This window comes from Streptodolium elevatio (genome assembly GCF_053592165.1).
Map to the genome: position 1 here is coordinate 228078 of NZ_JBSFVE010000006.1, position 16127 is coordinate 244204.

General features: G+C 72.2%; 16 protein-coding genes. 7 read left to right on the plus strand and 9 right to left on the minus strand.

Annotated elements, in window-relative coordinates; all coding sequences use genetic code 11:
- Position 1 precedes the first annotated feature (1 nt).
- The gene (locus ACWD12_RS14380) at positions 2-526 is read right to left on the minus strand and encodes a GtrA family protein (protein ID WP_450099809.1); all 525 of its coding nucleotides are present in this window, start codon (positions 524-526) and stop codon (positions 2-4) included.
- 286 nt (positions 527-812) lie between these two features.
- Here ACWD12_RS14380 and ACWD12_RS14385 point away from each other — a divergent pair, with 286 nt between their 5' ends.
- Positions 813-1229, plus strand: coding sequence for an ADP-ribosylation/crystallin J1 (locus tag ACWD12_RS14385; protein ID WP_450099810.1), 417 nt, complete (start codon positions 813-815; stop codon positions 1227-1229).
- On the opposite strand, the gene ACWD12_RS14390 is transcribed toward ACWD12_RS14385, so the two are convergent.
- Entirely contained in the window at positions 1216-2031 is an 816-nt protein-coding gene (locus ACWD12_RS14390; RefSeq protein WP_450099811.1) for an endonuclease/exonuclease/phosphatase family protein, read from the minus strand. The two genes, ACWD12_RS14385 and ACWD12_RS14390, sit on opposite strands and share 14 nt — an antisense overlap.
- A 92-nt stretch (positions 2032-2123) precedes the next feature.
- Here ACWD12_RS14390 and ACWD12_RS14395 point away from each other — a divergent pair, with 92 nt between their 5' ends.
- The gene (locus tag ACWD12_RS14395) at positions 2124-2573 is read left to right on the plus strand and encodes a GNAT family N-acetyltransferase (RefSeq protein WP_450099812.1); all 450 of its coding nucleotides are present in this window, start codon (positions 2124-2126) and stop codon (positions 2571-2573) included.
- Between the two features lie 20 nt (positions 2574-2593).
- On the opposite strand, the gene ACWD12_RS14400 is transcribed toward ACWD12_RS14395, so the two are convergent.
- From ACWD12_RS14400 to ACWD12_RS14420, 5 genes are all read right to left on the minus strand, one after another.
- Positions 2594-2857: a hypothetical protein gene (locus tag ACWD12_RS14400; protein WP_358347006.1), complete on the minus strand. Its 264-nt coding sequence runs from the start codon at positions 2855-2857 to the stop codon at positions 2594-2596.
- 111 nt (positions 2858-2968) lie between these two features.
- Complete coding sequence (locus ACWD12_RS14405; RefSeq protein ID WP_358347009.1) at positions 2969-3637, minus strand: hypothetical protein; 669 nt, start codon at positions 3635-3637, stop codon at positions 2969-2971.
- Positions 3634-3915 (minus strand): hypothetical protein, encoded by a 282-nt coding sequence (locus ACWD12_RS14410; protein ID WP_358347012.1) that lies wholly within the window; start codon positions 3913-3915, stop codon positions 3634-3636. Before ACWD12_RS14410 ends, ACWD12_RS14405 begins: the two co-directional genes overlap by 4 nt.
- A 416-nt stretch (positions 3916-4331) precedes the next feature.
- Positions 4332-5288 carry a pirin family protein gene (locus tag ACWD12_RS14415; protein WP_358347014.1) on the minus strand — a complete coding sequence of 319 codons (957 nt, stop codon included), beginning with the start codon at positions 5286-5288 and terminating at the stop codon, positions 4332-4334.
- A 346-nt stretch (positions 5289-5634) separates the two neighbouring features.
- Positions 5635-6852 carry an ROK family transcriptional regulator gene (locus tag ACWD12_RS14420; RefSeq protein WP_358347016.1) on the minus strand — a complete coding sequence of 406 codons (1218 nt, stop codon included), beginning with the start codon at positions 6850-6852 and terminating at the stop codon, positions 5635-5637.
- Between the two features lie 143 nt (positions 6853-6995).
- Here ACWD12_RS14420 and edd point away from each other — a divergent pair, with 143 nt between their 5' ends.
- Genes edd through eda form a run of 3 tightly spaced genes read left to right on the plus strand, consistent with a single transcriptional unit; the run spans position 6996 to position 10602 of the window.
- Complete coding sequence (gene edd, locus ACWD12_RS14425; protein WP_450099813.1) at positions 6996-8912, plus strand: phosphogluconate dehydratase; 1917 nt, start codon at positions 6996-6998, stop codon at positions 8910-8912.
- Positions 8909-9931, plus strand: a complete 1023-nt coding sequence (gene glk / locus ACWD12_RS14430; RefSeq protein WP_450099814.1) for a glucokinase — start codon at positions 8909-8911, stop codon at positions 9929-9931. The genes edd and glk overlap by 4 nt, the downstream gene beginning before the upstream one ends.
- Positions 9928-10602 carry a bifunctional 4-hydroxy-2-oxoglutarate aldolase/2-dehydro-3-deoxy-phosphogluconate aldolase gene (gene eda, locus ACWD12_RS14435; protein ID WP_450099815.1) on the plus strand — a complete coding sequence of 225 codons (675 nt, stop codon included), beginning with the start codon at positions 9928-9930 and terminating at the stop codon, positions 10600-10602. Before glk ends, eda begins: the two co-directional genes overlap by 4 nt.
- Before the next feature lie 196 nt (positions 10603-10798).
- Here eda and ACWD12_RS14440 read toward each other — a convergent pair whose 3' ends face one another.
- A complete protein-coding gene (locus ACWD12_RS14440; RefSeq protein ID WP_450099816.1) occupies positions 10799-11809 on the minus strand; it encodes a helix-turn-helix domain-containing protein in 1011 nt (336 codons plus the stop codon).
- Between the two features lie 453 nt (positions 11810-12262).
- On the minus strand, positions 12263-12907 hold the full coding sequence (locus ACWD12_RS14445) for a TetR/AcrR family transcriptional regulator (RefSeq protein ID WP_450099817.1): 645 nt from the start codon (positions 12905-12907) through the stop codon (positions 12263-12265).
- A gap of 278 nt (positions 12908-13185) precedes the next feature.
- Between ACWD12_RS14445 and ACWD12_RS14450 the strand changes: the two genes are divergently transcribed.
- Positions 13186-14895: an N-acyl-D-amino-acid deacylase family protein gene (locus tag ACWD12_RS14450; RefSeq protein WP_450099818.1), complete on the plus strand. Its 1710-nt coding sequence runs from the start codon at positions 13186-13188 to the stop codon at positions 14893-14895.
- Between the two features lie 250 nt (positions 14896-15145).
- Positions 15146-16042 (plus strand): VTT domain-containing protein, encoded by an 897-nt coding sequence (locus ACWD12_RS14455; protein WP_450099819.1) that lies wholly within the window; start codon positions 15146-15148, stop codon positions 16040-16042.
- Positions 16043-16127 lie beyond the last annotated feature (85 nt).

Genomic DNA, 16127 nt, shown 5'->3' on the forward strand with positions numbered 1-16127 from the left:
GTCAGGCGGCGACGACGACCGACGTACGCGGCAGGTCTGCGGCGGCGACCACGACCGCCTCGCGCAGCGCCGACCCGTGCGGTGCCGGCTCGGCCTGCTTGCGGCTCGCGAACACCAGGATGCGCAGCACGACGAACCGCCCGATGCCGGTGAGCCCGCAGGCGGACAGGTACACGGCCTGCTCGACCAGCACACCGGGGTCGGCGACCAGCGCGTGGAGGACCGCCGTCGCGGCGGTGGTGACCAGGAGGCCGACCGCGACGGTCCCGGCCGACTTCAGGTGCACACCCCAGCCGCGCTCGGCGCTGCGGAAGGTGACGCGGGCGTGGAGTTCGGTGGTGACGATCGTCGACACCACGGTCACGATCGCGTTGGCGGCGAAGAACGGCATGAGGCCGGTCAGCAGGACCAGAAGGCCACTTGCCGCGAGGGTGACGCCCCCGCCGCAGACGACGAAGCGAATGAAGGCGGCGACGGGGCCGCGGGTGGGGGCGGCGGCCTTGGCGGCGGCGGGTGCGTTCGTCATGGGAAGACGTTCTCGGACCGCGCTGACGGGCCGCGTACGGTGCGCTGACACCCCGCTGTCAGCACCCGGGCCACGCTGACAGCTTGCTGACAGGCGCTGTTCGTGGTGCTGCGGGTGGCTCTGTCGGCGAGGGTTGGTGAGGGTTGTCGGTGGGTCGGCGGGGTCGGCGGGCGTTCCCCCGGAACCTGCCGACAGGCCCGCGAAATCCGCTCGCGGCGGGGCGGCACGGCACGGGACACTTTGTCCTCAGAGTGAGAACAACACCGTCGAGCGACCGGAGTTCGCGATGGACCGCCCCACCACCACCCTGTGGCGCCCGACCGGCCCCGACGAACTCGCGCTCGTGGCCGCGTCCGACTGGCGTGCCTGGCCGCCCCGCCTGCCCGAGCAGCCGATCTTCTACCCGGTGCTCGACGAGGCGTACGCGATCCGCATCGCGCGCGACTGGAACGTGCCGGCGAGCGGCTCCGGCTACGTCACGCGGTTCGAGGTCGACTCGGAGTTCCTGGGCAGGTACCCGGTCCGGCAGGTCGGCGGCCGGACGATCCTCGAGCTGTGGGTGCCCGCCGAGGAGTTGGCGGAGTTCAACACGCACATCGTCGGCGTCATCGAGGTGGTGCACGAGTTCCACGGCGGGGACGCCGGCGACGGGGAACGCCAGGCCGCGGGCCCCGGGACGGGCGCCGTGGTCAGCGCAGACTGACGAGCGCCTGCACCGGCCAGTGGTCGGACGGGTGCAGGCCGTCCTCGGTGAAGGTGTTGACGCCGGCCCGTGCGATGTCCCAGTGCCGGTCCGCGAGGATCCAGTCGATGCGGCGGCCCGGCACGGGGTCGGTGTAGCCGTTCCACGTGCGCACGTCCTCGCTCAGCCGCTCCTTGGCCGTCGTCCACGCGTCGCGGAAGAGGCCGTCGTCGGTGAGCACCCGGTAGGGCCGTGCCTCGGGAGCGGCGGCGTTGAAGTCGCCGGTCACGAGCACGGGCCGCCGGGCGCGGTGCAGTTTGCGCGTGGTGAGCCTGCGTACGAAGTGCGCGCTGCGCAGCCGGGCGAGCGCAGAGAAGTGATCGAAGTGCGTGTTGACCACCGCGAACTCGCGGTCCGAGGTGCGGTCGCGGAAGGCCGCCCAGGTGAGCATGCGCGGATGCTGGACGTTGCCCCATGTCCGGGAACCGATCAGCTTCGGGACGGTGGAGAGCCAGAGGTGGTCGTACTCGATCACATCCAGGCGCGTGAAGTCGTAGAAGATCGCGGTGTACTCGGACTTGCTGCCGCCCGAACGGCCGAGACCGATCCAGTCGTACGTCGGCCGCAGCGTCTCCGCGAGATCCCTGATGTGGTGCCACTTGCCCTCTTGGGTGCCGAGCACCGTCGGCTGCTCGTCGCGCAGCAACTGCTCGACGACCGGCCGCCGGTCCGCCCACCGGTGCGGCGGCAGGTCCTCGGGGCCTCGCAGGTTGAGCGACATGATGTGCACGCTGCCCGGCATGGCGGGACCGATGAACGGCATGGCGGGAGTCCTCTCGGCGGTCGCCCACTGATCCTCACACCGATCGGCGCCGCACGCCTGCCGGACGCGCCGCGGTCGCATAGGGTCCGGGAATGCCGATCATCCGAGGAAAATACGAGCTCGACGACGCCCCGGCCCGGATCGACAGGGACGCCGTATGGGCGTTTCTGTCCACTGCCGCCTATTGGGGCAAGTGGCGTGAACGCCCACATTTCGAACGCCAGTTGGACGTGTCGTGGCGCGTCGTGGGCGCGTACCGGACCGAGGACGGAGCCATGGTCGGGTTCGCGCGCGCGGTCTCCGACGGCGTGTCGTTCGCGTACCTCGCGGACGTCTACGTGCTGCCGGAGGCGCGCGGGCACGGGCTCGGACAGGAACTGGTGCGCGTGATGGTCGAAGAGGGCGACGGCCGCGACTTCCGCTGGATGCTGCACACCGACGACGCGCACGGACTCTACGCGCGGTTCGGCTTCGCTCCGCCGGACCACATGTACCTGGAGCGGCCCGGAAGCCAGGCCGCCCGCGGCCGTTCCGTCAGCTGATCACCGGTGCGCGCACGTGCTCAGCGGAAGACGTCGGTGACGGCGTTGACCCCCGCGTTGACCACGGACTCCACAAGCTGCGACAGCGAGCCCGCCGCCGCGGTGCCGGACAGCATCACGCCGGCCACGAAGGCGAGGATGAGCCCGCCCATCTTGTAACCCTTGTGGGTGACCAGGTAGAAGAGGATGAAGATGATGATGATCGGTACGCCGATCGTCACCCCTTGACCCACCGGCGTGGTGTCCTCGGGTGCGGCGACGACGGCGGCGAGTGGCGTGAACATGGTTCCCCTCCGGTCCAGCGCTGTGGATCCCTGTGTGCGGTGACCTACCCCGGCAGATGGGGCGGCGTACTTGGTGGGACGGTGAAATCTGCGATCGCGATATCCCTTGGCTCACCCGGGAGTCCAGACCGCGCCGAGGACGCCCGCCAGGACCCAGGACCACCGCAGGACCCGGAACGTCGGCCACTTGGCGGTCGCCAGGGTGATCCAGAACCCGATCATCAGCCACAGGAAGAACGCCGCCCTGCCGCTCGCCTCGACGGCGCATTCCTGCACCAGTTGGCCACCGTAGTAGGCGACCGCGAAGCCCGGGATCAGCATGAAGTAATCGACAGCTGTATATCCGGCCGGATTCCAGCCGCCACCGCGCACGGCGGGGATGTCCGGCCTGGTGCCGCCGGCGTTCGGGCCGTCTTCCGCACCGTCGCCGCGGGCCGCGCCGCCCGGCAGGAACTGCCGGGGAAGCCGCCTGCGTTCGCCGGACTTCGCGCCCTGCTTGCCGTCGGTGCCGTCCTGGCGCGCGCCGTTCGACCCCTGGCCGGGCCGACGCGATGTGGTGCGCGCACCGCCGCCGCGCGACGGCGGGGTCCGGCGCTCCGGCGCCGGCCTGCCGCCTCCGGAACCGCCGGACCCTCCCGAACCACCGGTCTGCGGAGCGCCCTTGGGCTTCCAACCGGTACGCGGCGGGGTGGGGGCCGGCGGGGGTTTGGGACGGCCGCGGCCGAGTCGGCCCAGGCGCGTGGACCGGGGCTTCGGGGACCCGGACCCCGGGGAACTCATGACCCTCCGCCCTTCACACCGTGCGGGCAGGGCCGGCAGATCCGGCGGTGCCGTACGGCGGCGAGCACCCACGGCAGCGCGATGGCGATGCCGACCCACTCGCCCTTGGACGCGTTGCCGCGCAGGTGCAGGATCACGGCGGCCACACACGCGGCGCCGAGAATCAGGGCGGTGAGCAACTCCGAGTGGATGATGCTCTTCGCGGCCCAGTTGACCGTGCTCACACGGTTTTTGACGGTGCTCTCGCGGATCGTCTTCCGCCACGGCGAGTCGGCCATTCAGCCACCGCCTCCCGCCCGGTGTCGCGACGCGTCCCTCACCTGAGACATCTTCCGCCCCCGGGTGGTCGTCGCGGTAGGTAGTACGGCACTCGCTCCCATCCCCCCGTGGAATGGGACGCATATTGCACACAAACCGGTATGTTCCAGTTGACCTTGCTCAGTGTGGCCAGCCCGCCAGGCAGCGTCAAGGGGTGCACACACCGGCGCATTCCGTGACCTGCCTGTGCGCCGCAGCGCACCACCCGGACAGCCTAAGGCACCTGACGGATCGTCAGATGCATGAGTCGACCAAACGACATGCGACACACCTTCTTCCGGACACGCGAACGGGGCCACGGGCGAGTTGCCCGCGGCCCCGTTGCTTGCGGCTGCCGTGTCGGCGGCTCCCCCGGAGCCGGGCCCGACCAATCAGGTCAGACCCTCTCCGCCGGGATGTTTCCCATCCTGCCCGACCTGAAATCGTCGAACGCCTGGGCGAGTTCGGCGTGAGTGTTCATCACGAACGGGCCGTACCAGGCGATTTCCTCCCGGATCGGCAGGCCGCCGAGGATCACGACCTCCAGGTTGGGCGTGTTGCCGTCCTGCTTCGCGTCGGCGCGCAGCTCGATGCTGTCGCCGTCCCCGAACACGGCCGTCTGGCCGCGCCGCAGCGGCCGCTGCTCGGCACCGGCGGTGCCGTTGCCCGCGAGACTGTAGACGAGGGCGTTGTAGTCCGGCTGCCAGGGCAGTTCGAGCTTGGCGCCCGGGGTGACGGAGGCGTGGATGAGGGTGATGGGCGTGTGCGTGATGCCGGGGCCGTCGAAGCCCGCCACCGAACCCGCGATGAGGCGTACCAGCGCGCCGCCGTCCTCGGTCGTCAGCAGCTTCACCTGGCCGGCCCGGATGTCCTGATAACGCGGGTCGCTCATCTTCTTGCCGGACGGCAGGTTGACCCACAGCTGGATGCCGTGGAACAGGCCGCCACTCACCACCAGCTCCTCCGGCGGAGCCTCGATGTGCAGCAGGCCCGAGCCGGCGGTCATCCACTGGGTGTCGCCGTCGGTGATCAGACCGCCGCCACCCGCGGAGTCCTGGTGCTGGAACGTTCCGTCGATCAGATAGGTCACGGTCTCGAAGCCCCGGTGCGGGTGCCACGGGGTGCCCTTCGGCTCGCCCGGCGCGTACTCCACCTCGCCCATCTGGTCCATCATGATGAACGGGTCGAGGCGCGCGTGGTCGACGCCCGCGAAGGCGCGGCGGACCGGGAAACCCTCCCCTTCGAGGCCGCTCGGCGCGCTCGCCACCTGGACGACCTTGCGCGGACGGCTGTCGGCGGCGGGCTTGCGCAGGCGCGGCAGGGTCAGCGGGTTCTCCACCGTCACGGCGGGCATGGCGACCTCCTCGGTCTCGGTCTCCGTCCGGGCCGGAACCGGCATCGGACGGCGCTGCGGCCCGGCCTGTCCGGGTCTGCCACGCACAACGTTAGTTGAAGACTCAACATTCCGCTAGTTGATCCTTCAACTTTCCGCCTCCGCGTCGCGGCACGCCGCAGGGCGCAGGACGCAGGGGGCAGGGCGCACGACGGTCGCCGAAGTCCCGCCGTCGCCGTAATCGGGGAAGAGCGCGCCCGGCGACGCCGGCGGACGCCTGGGAACATGCGCATTTCCCGCCGCTGTCGCGGGGTAGGGCGCGCCTGGCCGTCGCCTCGGGGCGCGGCCCTTCGGCTCTCGCCAGAGGTCAGACGGCGACGGCGTCGTCGACGGCGCGCTGGGCGGCGTAGCGGGCCAGCGTGGCGTCCACGGACTCGGGGGCGAGGATCCGGTCGAGGGCCATGAAGCCGCAGCCCGCGAGGCCGGCCTGTTCACCGAGCCGGCTCGCGACGATCTTCAGCTCGCGGGTCGCGACCGCGGTGGAGCGGCGGTAGACGACCTCGCGTACGCCCGCCAGCAGCGGGTCGCCCGCGTCGGCGAGGTCGCCGCCCAGCACGACCACCGCGGGATTGAGCACGTTGACGACGCTGGCCAGGACCTCGCCGAGCAGGCGGCCCGACTCGCGGACCAGGCGTACCGCCTCGGGGTGGCCGGCACCCGCGAGGGCGACGACGTCGCGCACCCCGGACACCGAAGCGCCGTGTGCGGCCAGGGTCTCGACGAGGTGCCGCCCGCTCGCCAGCACTTCGAGGCAGTCGACGTTGCCGCACCAGCAGCGCACGCCGTTGCCGCCGGCGACGGGGATGTGGCCGATCTCGCCTGCCGCGCCGAGCGCACCGCGGTAGACCCGGCCGTCCGAGACGATGCCGGCGCCGATGCCGGTGGACACCTTGACGAAGACGAGGTCCCCCGCGTCGCCGCGGGTCCGGTACTCGCCGAGGGCCATGACGTTCACGTCGTTGTCCACGTACACGGGGACGGGCCAGCGGCGCTGCAGGGCCGGGGCGATGGCGACCCCGTCCCAGCCGGGCAGGCTCGGCGGACCGACCGCGCGGCCGGTGGCCAATTCGACGGTGCCGGGGACGGCGACGCCGATGGCCCGGACCGTGTCCGGGTCGTAGCCCTCTTCCTCCAGCAGGGCGTCGAACCACGCGGGCAGCCGCGACAGGACCGCCTCGGGGCCGCTGCCCGCGGCCATCGCGGTCTCGCGGACGGCCAGGACCGTGCCGGTCAGGTCGCACACCGCGAGCTGACCGCGGCTGCTGCCCAGCGAGGCGGCGAGCACGAGGCCGCCCGCGGCGTTGAGTTCGAGGCGCATCGGCGGCCGGCCGCCGGTGGACACGCGGTCCGCCCGCTCGGCGAGCAGTCCCGCGGCCACCAGGTCGTCGACGCGCGCGGCGACGGCGGAACGGGACAGACCGGTCAGCCGGGCGACATCGGCCCGCGTCTCGGCCTCACCGTCCCGCACAAGCTGCAGGACTTCCCCCGCACTGCTGTGCGGCAGGGGGTTCGCGCGTCGGGCCATACAGACAGTGAACCAGGACCCTTTTACCCCGGTCAAAGACCGAAGTTCACCTCTTCTACGCCCGGGCGTCATTCTTTTGCTTGCCAAGCGGCAAAAGTACCCCTAGTTTGATCCTCGAAAGTTTCCTGAGGGGCAGCGAGATCGTGAACGAGCAGACGACCCACCCGACGGTGGCCGCGGTGACGGAGCGCGTAGCCCGTCGCAGTGCCGCCGCGCGGTCGGCGTACCTGGAGAGGGTGGCCGCCGCCGCTTCCCGGCGCCCCGCCCGCACCCAGCTCGGCTGCGCCAACTTCGCGCACGGCTTCGCGGCGTGCTCCGCCGAGGAGAAGCTGACGCTGCGCGGCACCGGCCCGCAGGGTCCGGTACGCCCCAATGTGGCGATCGTCTCGGCGTACAACGACATGCTCTCCGCGCACCAGCCGCTGCGCGACTACCCCGAGCAGCTCAAGCTCGCGGTCGCCGCGGCCGGCGGCGTCGCGCAGTTCGCCGGCGGCGTGCCCGCGATGTGCGACGGCATCACGCAGGGCCGCGCGGGCATGGAGCTGTCCCTCTTCTCCCGCGACGTCGTGGCCATGGCGGCCGCGGTCGCGCTCGCCCACGACATGTTCGACGGCGCGCTGATGCTCGGCGTCTGCGACAAGATCGTGCCCGGCCTGCTGATCGGCGCCCTGTCCTTCGGGCACCTGCCGACCGTGTTCGTGCCGGCCGGTCCGATGTCGTCGGGCCTGCCCAACAAGGAGAAGGCGCGCGTACGCCAGCGCTTCGCCGAGGGCAAGGCCACCCGCGAGGAGCTGCTCGACGCCGAGGCCCAGGCGTACCACGGCATCGGAACCTGCACCTTCTACGGCACCGCGAACACCAACCAGCTCCTCATGGAGGTGCTGGGCCTGCACCTGCCGGGCGCCAGCTTCGTGCACCCAGACCAGCCGCTGCGGGCCGCGCTCACCGACGCCGCGGGCGCGCGCGTCACCGCGACCACCGCGCTCGGCGACCCCGAGACGCTGGTGCGCGACCACACCCCGATCGCCGAGATCGTCGACGAGAAGGCCCTCGTCAACGCCGTCGTCGCCCTTCTGGCGACCGGCGGTTCGACGAACCTGACGCTGCACCTGGTCGCGATCGCGGCGGCCGCGGGCATCCAGCTCACGTGGGACGACTTCGCGGAGCTGTCGACCGTGGTGCCGCTGCTGGTCCGCATGTACCCGAACGGTCCGGCGGACATCAACCACTTCCACGCCGCGGGCGGCACCGCGTTCCTGATCGGCACGCTGCTCGACGGCGGCCTGCTGCACGCGGACGTCAGGACCGTCGCGGGTCCGGGCCTCGACCGCTACCGGCAGGAGCCGTTCCTCGAGGACGGCCGCCTCGCCTGGCGCGACGGCCCGGAGAAGAGCCTCGACACCGAGGTGCTGCGGGCGTACGACGACCCGTTCGCCCCCGACGGCGGCCTCCGCATGCTCGACGGCAACCTCGGCCGTGCGGTGTTGAAGGTCTCGGCGGTCGCCCCCGAGCACCACACCGTCACCGCCCCCGCGCGCGTGTTCGACGGACAGGCCGAGTTCACCGCGGCGTTCGAGGCCGGCGAACTCGACCGCGACCTGGTCGCGGTGCTCCGCTACCAGGGCCCGCGCGCCAACGGCATGCCCGAACTGCACAAGCTCATCCCGGCCCTGGGCGTCCTCCAGGACCGCGGCCACGCCGTCGCGCTGGTCACCGACGGACGGCTGTCCGGCGCGTCCGGCAAGATCCCGGCGGCGATCCACTGCACGCCCGAGGCCGCCGCGGGCGGTCCGCTGTCCCGGGTCCGCGACGGCGACGTCGTGACCGTGGACGCGGTCACCGGCGAACTGGCGCTGGCCGTCCCGGCGGACGAGTTCGCGGCACGCGAGGCGACCGGTGGCGCGCCCTCCGACGCCGAATGGGTGGGCACCGGACGCGAGCTGTTCGCCGCGCTGCGCGCCGGCGTCGGCGCCGCCGAACTGGGCGCCGGCACCCTCGGCAGCCCGCTCGACCACGTCGCTGCCGCGCCGGCCGCGCCGAGCGACGGAGGTGTGCGATGACGTACGACGTACCCCGCCCCTCCGCCGAACGCCCCTGGCTCGTCGCCGACATCGGCGGCACCAACGCCCGCTTCGGCCTCATCACCCGCCCCGGCGGGCGCGCCGAGCGCATCCTCGTACTCCGCGCCGCCGAGCACCCCGACCTGGAGTCGGCCGTCGCGCAGTACCTCTCCGCCGTGGGCGTCACCGACCGCCCGAGCGCGATGTGCGCCGCCGTCGCGGGACCCGTGACCGGCGACCGCTTCCGCTTCACCAACGGCACCTGGTCGCTCTCCGTCGCCGAGACGCGCGCCCGCCTCGGCGTCGAGGAACTGCACCTCATCAACGACTTCGAGGCGCTCGCGCTGTCGCTGCCGCACCTGCGCGAGGACGACGTACTGGTGATCGGCGACCGCCGGCCCGACACCTCGCTGCCGATGGCGGTGCTCGGTCCCGGCACCGGTCTCGGCGTCGCGGGCCTGGTCCCGATCCCCGGCGGCGGCTGGGTGCCGCTGCCCGGCGAGGGCGGCCACATGCTGCTCCGCCCGGGACACGGCGAGGACGCCGAGGCGATCGACGTACTGCGCGGCGAGCGCGGCGGCCTGGGCATGGTGACCGCCGAACACGTGCTGTCCGGCCCCGGCCTCACCCGCCTGTACCGGTACGTCGCCCGCTCCCAGGGCGAGCACGCCGAGGCGCTCTCCCCCGCCGACATCTCCAGCCGCGCCATCGCGGGCACCGACCACCTGTGCACCTCGACCGTCGAGGCCTTCTGCCGCCTGCTCGGCACCTTCGCGGGCGGCGTCGCACTCACCCTCGGCGCGCGCGGCGGCGTCTTCCTCGCGGGCGGCGTCCTGCCGCGCATCGCCGAACTGCTCGTCAAGAGCGAGTTCCGCGAGGGCTTCGAGACCAACCCGACGATGGCCGCGTACCTGCACCGCATCTCCACGGTGCTGGTGACCGCGCCCTACCCGGCACTCCTCGGCGCCCGCGCCTGGCTCGAGGCCCACAGCGACATCCGAGAGGCGGTGACCGTATGACCTCCCCCGCCTCCTCGGCTGCCACTGTCGGCCCCGGCCCGCTCGACCTGGCGCCCGTCGTACCCGTCGTCATCATCGACGACATCGAATCGGCCGTGCCCCTGGCGCGCGCCCTCGTCGCCGGCGGCCTGCCCGCCGTCGAGGTCACCCTGCGCACCCCCGCCGCGCTCGGCGCCATCGAGCGCATCGCCGCCGAGGTCGAGGGCGCCCGGGTGGGCGCCGGCACCGTCCTCACCCCCGACCAGGCCAAGGCCGCCGCCGACGCGGGCGCGACCTTCCTCGTCACCCCCGGCTGCACCGAGACCCTGTACGCCGCACTGCGCGACACCGGCCTCGACTTCCTCCCGGGCACCTCGACGGTCTCCGAAGTCCTGCGCCTGCGCGAACTGGGCGTACGCGACATGAAGTTCTTCCCGGCGGAAGCCTCGGGCGGCGCCCCGTACCTGAAGTCACTGGCCTCGCCGGTGCCCGACGTACGGTTCTGCCCGACCGGCGGGATCACCCCGGCGAGCGCCCCGTCCTACCTCGCACTGCCCAACGTGGCGTGCGTGGGCGGCTCGTGGATGCTCCCGTCCGACGCCGTCGCCGCCCGCGACTGGCACACAGTGGAAGCGCTGGCCCGGGAAGCCTCCCGCCTGCGCGACAAGACGGCGGGGAGCACCCCCGCCTGACAAAAATCGTCCCCTGGCGCGCTCTGCCCTGAGGTGCGCCAGGGGTACGGACCGCGGAACGAGTCGTATGAGGGTTCGACTCCCCCTGGTAGGCCGTATGAGGGTTCGGCCTACCGACACCGCGATCGGCCCGCTCTTCGGCGAGGAGAGCGGGCCTCTCCGTTTTTTGGGGTCTGTGGTTTGGGGTCCTGGGGGTTCAGGGGGTGGTGGCTCGGGTTTCGGTGGGGGTGCGGCCGTAGGCGGCTCGGTAGGCGCGGCTTAGGTCGCCGGGCTGGCGGAAGCCCCAGCGGGCGGCGATCTCGCCGATGGTGCGGTGCTTCCAGGTGGCGTCGGTGAGGTCCGCGTGGGCGCGCTCCAGGCGGCGGCGCTTGATGGATGCGGCCACGGTCTCCGGCTCGGTGCGGAAGAGGTCGTGGAGGGTGCGCACGGAGATGTGGTGCCGGGCGGCGATGGTGGCGGGGGTCAGGCCCGCGTCGCCGAGGTGCAGGTCGATGAAGGCGTGGATGCGGGCCCGCAGGGCGGTGGTGCGGGTCTCGGGTGACAGCGTGTCCGGCGCGTCGAGGTGCACGGCGAGGGCGGTGACGGCCAGGTCGGCGGCGATCGCGGCGAGCTTGGCCGACTCGGGGGCACTCGCGGTACGCGCCGCCTGGGGCAGCTGGGCCAGGTACCCGGCGAGCAGCGCGGAGGCGCCGGACCGGGTGCTCAGGGTCTTGCCCAGGAGGCGGTCGGCGCGGCCGTTGCGCAGCGGGAGTTCGGCGCGCGGCAGGCGTACCAGGGTCAGTTCGGTGGGGTGTCCGAGGTCGACGAACTCGCAGGTCAGCGGATGCGAGGTGGAGAAGAGGGCCATGCTGCCGGCGCCCACGTCCGCGGTTCCGCGCTCCTGCTCGATGCGGATCGGGTCGTCGGCCGACAGCACCAGGTAGTAGTTCTCCGGGTCGTCGCGGCGGATCTGGAGCGGGGTGCGCACCGCCGTGAGCGGCGAGTTGGTGACGGCCACCACCTGGACCTCGGGCGATCCGACGGCTTCCAGCGAGCCGTGGAAGTGGGAGGCGTGCGGGCTCCGGATGTTCGTCGCCATCAGCTCGCGTTGGCAGACCTCCGCCCACCAGCTCCACCGCTCCGCCGCGGGGACGGAATCGGTGCTGACCATCCTGACCGGTCCGTCGGGAGGCGGCTCCGGGTCGGGGGTGGCGTCGAGGTTGGGCACCGCACGATGATGGTCGGTTTTCGGACGCGCGGAAAGTAGCCATCCGGCCAATTTCGGAGCGTCCGCCGGTGCCGCGAGGGCGCAACCGGCGTGAACGGCGCGGGTGCGCAAGGCGGGTACGCAAGCTCGGCGCGTGTGCGGCGGAGACCTTCGGCGGTGCCCTCCGCCGCACACCTATACCGCAGGCGGGCGCTCGAAGCACCGCCGCGGTCATCGAGGCTGCCGGGCAGCCCACTCCGTGGTCACCATCCTCGCGAAGCGGGATCGAACCAGTACGCCAAGGTGGCCATGAGAATTGCCGTCCTCGACCAGGCCCCGACACCGCGGTCCTTGGCGTGATGCTCACTCTGCCGGGACGCACGCGCCGGGTCATGCGCACAGAGCGCGGGGATCATGTGCAACAAGCGCGGAGCGGGCGTACGCCCGGCGCGCCGGTTCCGGAGCCGCGGGCGCTCAGGAGCCTTCCGGCGGGGCGAGGGGGACGAGGGCGCCGGTGAGGATCGCCGTGAGGTGGGCCTCGTACTCGGCGCGGGTGAGCTCGCCGGTACGGACGATGGCGTCGGGGCGCGGCGAGACGTCACCGCGGGCGGCGCGCTGGGCGCACAGCAGGCCGACCATCTGGACGGCCAGGAAGGCGCGTTCGCGGTAGGCGTCGGGCGCCGGCGGGTGCAGCGCGGCGATGGCGGCGTCGACGACGGCGAGGACGTCGTCGCCGCCGAGGTAGGGGGCCACCGCGGAGGTGGGGTCGGCGATGAGGCGTACCGAGATCTGCAGGTAGGCGCGATCCGCCGGGGACCCGTACAGCAGTTCGGTGATGGGCAGCACCAGGGCCCGGGCGTAGCCGACCGGGTCGCCGGGAGTGCGGCCGGCCTCGGCGAGCAGGTCGGCGCGGCGGGCGGCGATGACCGGGACGTGCCGGTCGAGGATGGCGCGCAGCAGGCCGTCGCGTCCGCCGAAGTGGTAGTGCACGGCACCGGTGTTGCGCTGCCCCGCGGCCTTGGTGATCTCGCCGAGCGGTACGTCGAGCCCCTTCTCAACGAAGAGGAGCTCGGCGGCGTCGACGAGCGATCGGCGCGTCGGCCCGGAATCGCGTGGCATGTCCGGAGGATAGCGACGCCGTGCCGAGTGGTCGGCACGGTGATACGCCCCCGCCCGGTGGACGCGCCTCGACCTTGTGGATGTGCGCCTCGACCTCGATGCGCCTCGACGTAGACGTGCCTTGACCGCGGATGTGTCGACCTCGGATGTGCCCTGACCTCGGATGTGCCTTGACCTCGGATGTGCCTTGACCTCGGATGTGCCTTGACCTCGGATGTGCCTTGACCTCGTCGGCGGAGCGTATTAAACACAATCTTTAAAACGAGGAGGTCCCTGGCATGCCCACCTACGAGATCGTGATCAAGAACGGCATCGTCGTCGACGGCTCCGGCACCCCGCGCTTCCGCGGCGACGTCGCGGTCAGCGGCGGCCGGATCGCCCGCATCGGCCGCATCCCCGCCGAGGAAGGCGCACGCGTCATCGACGCGACCGGCCTGATCGTCGCGCCCGGCTTCATCGACTTGCACACGCACTACGACGCGCAGGTCTTCTGGGACCCTTACGTGACCACCTCCGGCTGGCACGGCGTCACCTCCGTCGTCACCGGCAACTGCGGCTTCGGCTTCGCCCCCGTGCGCCCCGAGGAGCGCGAGCGCGCGATGTTGTCGATGACCGCCGTCGAGGACATCCCCACCGAGACCCTGCGCCTCGGACTGCCGTGGGACTGGGTCTCGTTCCCGGAGTACCTGGACAGCCTGGAGCGCACCCCCAAGGCCGTGAACGTCCTGCCGTACGTCCCGCTCAACCCCCTCCTCGTCTGGGTCCTCGGTCTGGAGCGCGCCAAGGCCGGCGACAAGCCGACCCCCGAGGAGAACGCCGAGATCGCGCGCATCCTCACCGAGGCCATGGAGGCCGGCGCGGGCGGCTGGTCCGCGCAGTGCCTGGGCCGTCCCGGGCACCCCGAGGACCGCCTCCTCCAAGGCGACTTCGACGGGACGCCGATGCCGACCGACGTGATGTGGCCGGAGACGCGCGTGGCGGTCGCCGAGGCACTGGCCCGCCTGGGCCGCGGCTTCATGCAGCTCTCCGGCACCTCGATCACCGAGGAGGAGTTCGAGAGCCTGGTCGAGATCAGCGGACGCCCGCTCATCTGGAACGCGGTCATCGCCAACACCCGCAGCGGCGGACTGTACCGGCGCAAGATCGAGTGGCTCAAGAAGTGCCAGGAGAGGGGCCTGCCGATCTACGGCCAGGCGATGACGACCGACGTACCGGTCCCGTTCAGCTGGCTGTACGGCGGCCTCAGCGTCCGCCCGCCGGTCTCCACCGTGTTCGAGGCCGAGACGGTCGAGGAGAAGATCGCCCTCCTGAACGACCCGCGGATCCGGGCCGAGCTCAGGGAGTTCGACCCGTTCGTGTACCACGCGTACCCGGACATGCGGCTCCACAAGACGTTCACCGAGGAGTACAAGCAGTACGAAGGCCTGCGCTTCAAGGAGATCGGCGAGCGCGCCGGCCGCGACCCCATCGACATCCTGTGCGACGTCACCGTCGCCGACGGCCTGCGCACCGAGGTGCACACCGGGCAGTTCAACGCGTCGCTCGAAGGGCTGAAGGAACTCGTCGACTACGAGTACCTCATCCCCGGCCTGTCCGACGGCGGCGCGCACCTGAAGACGCTGAGTGCGGGCATGTACGGCACCGAGTACATCGTCGAGTACGTCCGCAAGCACGGCTGGACCAGCCTGGAGCGCGCCCACTGGCGGCTCTCCGCGCTGCCCGCGCACTGCGCGGGCTTCACCGACCGCGGCATCCTGCGCGAAGGCGCCGCGGCGGACATCATCGTGTACGACTACGACCGCCTCGCGTACGGCGACCCGGAGTTCCGCCACGACCTGCCCGCCGAGCAGTTGCGTACGGTCATCTCCGCGACCGGCTACCGCTACATCCTGGTCAACGGCCAGGTGACGGTCGAGGACGACAAAGAGCTCGGCGTGCACTCCGGCGAGTTGCTCCGGCACGGCACCAGCGGGGACACCAGCGCCTGACTGACACCGCGTCAGCACCGCTGACCGGCCTCCCCGCCACACCGGGCCCGCGCCACGACGCCACGTCGTCGGCGCGGGCCCGTCGCGCGCATCACCCACTCATCTACGCCGCAGCCACGGTCGGTTGCCCACCGGCCACAACGCGTCGGCCTTCGGCCGATTCCCCGCAAGGTCCCCCAGGTCGGGAACAGATTCGCGCCCGCGCGTGCTGTGTCGTTCAGGGAGCCGGTACGCCGGACGGGAGGTCTCCGTGGTCCACGACGTGATGAGCGTGATGCCCGCGCCGCTGGTCCTCGTGCTGGTCGGCCTCGCGGTCACCGCCGAGTCGGCCCTCCTGTTCGGACTCGTCCTCCCGGGTTCGACCCTCCTCCTGACTCTCGGCCTGGTGACCCGCCTCGGCGAGGTCCCGCTCTCGGCCGCGATACCGGTCGCGATCGCCGCCGCGGTGCTCGGCGGCCAGCTCGCCTACCTGCGCGGACGCCACCACACCGGCAAGCCCCGGTTCGCAGGCCCCCTGCAGGCGACGATCGAGCGGGCGGAGAGCATGGTGGCGCGCCACGGCGTGTGGTCGATAGCGATCGCCCAGTGGATAGCGGGGCTGCGTACGTTCACTCCGCGCCTCGCCGGCCGCGCCCGCGTCCCGTACCGCGTCTTCGGCCTCACCCAGGTCGTCGTGGCGGCCACGTGGGCCGCCTCGTTCGTGTCGCTCGGACACTTCGCCGGGCTCGCGATGCAGCAACGCATCGGCACGGCCGCGACCATCGCGGGAATCGTGGTCGTCGTCGGCGGACTGGTCGTGTACGCCGTACGCCGCCGCACCACCCGCGCCGCGCCGTCCCCGGCCGCTGCCGCTGCCGCCACGCAGCCATCCGGACCGGCCCCCGTCAGCGCGCCCGCCACCGCCCGCGTCTCGGCCCCGGCCCCAACTCCATCCCCGGTCCCGGCCCCGGTCGGGGTCCCCGCCTCGGCTGCCGCAGCGACCTCCGTCTCCGGTGCCCTCTCGGAGCCCGTCTCGGCCTCCGCGTTGGTCTCCGCCCCCAGCTACGCCCCGCCCCCGCGCGCGCCCGTCCCCTCCCGCGCCCCTGGACGCCTCGAACCCCTGCCCGGAACCTGGCCGGTCGGCCCCTGGATGTGCTTCCCCTGGTGAAATCCGCGCAGTTCGCCCGCCGATTGGGCAACTCCGCGACGAGTAGCGCCCCTTGGCACGGGGTAAAGCTCCTGGACCGTCGAGG

Coding starts and splice junctions, on each gene's coding strand:
- ACWD12_RS14410 (WP_358347012.1), bottom strand. CDS start 3,915: ATGGCCGACTCGCCGTGGCGGAAGACGATCCGCGAGAGCACCGTCAAA.
- ACWD12_RS14415 (WP_358347014.1), bottom strand. CDS start 5,288: ATGCCCGCCGTGACGGTGGAGAACCCGCTGACCCTGCCGCGCCTGCGC.
- ACWD12_RS14405 (WP_358347009.1), bottom strand. CDS start 3,637: ATGAGTTCCCCGGGGTCCGGGTCCCCGAAGCCCCGGTCCACGCGCCTG.
- ACWD12_RS14395 (WP_450099812.1), top strand. CDS start 2,124: ATGCCGATCATCCGAGGAAAATACGAGCTCGACGACGCCCCGGCCCGG.
- eda (WP_450099815.1), top strand. CDS start 9,928: ATGACCTCCCCCGCCTCCTCGGCTGCCACTGTCGGCCCCGGCCCGCTC.
- ACWD12_RS14385 (WP_450099810.1), top strand. CDS start 813: ATGGACCGCCCCACCACCACCCTGTGGCGCCCGACCGGCCCCGACGAA.
- ACWD12_RS14420 (WP_358347016.1), bottom strand. CDS start 6,852: ATGGCCCGACGCGCGAACCCCCTGCCGCACAGCAGTGCGGGGGAAGTC.
- ACWD12_RS14380 (WP_450099809.1), bottom strand. CDS start 526: ATGACGAACGCACCCGCCGCCGCCAAGGCCGCCGCCCCCACCCGCGGC.
- ACWD12_RS14400 (WP_358347006.1), bottom strand. CDS start 2,857: ATGTTCACGCCACTCGCCGCCGTCGTCGCCGCACCCGAGGACACCACG.
- ACWD12_RS14445 (WP_450099817.1), bottom strand. CDS start 12,907: ATGCCACGCGATTCCGGGCCGACGCGCCGATCGCTCGTCGACGCCGCC.
- ACWD12_RS14390 (WP_450099811.1), bottom strand. CDS start 2,031: ATGCCGTTCATCGGTCCCGCCATGCCGGGCAGCGTGCACATCATGTCG.
- glk (WP_450099814.1), top strand. CDS start 8,909: ATGACGTACGACGTACCCCGCCCCTCCGCCGAACGCCCCTGGCTCGTC.
- ACWD12_RS14450 (WP_450099818.1), top strand. CDS start 13,186: ATGCCCACCTACGAGATCGTGATCAAGAACGGCATCGTCGTCGACGGC.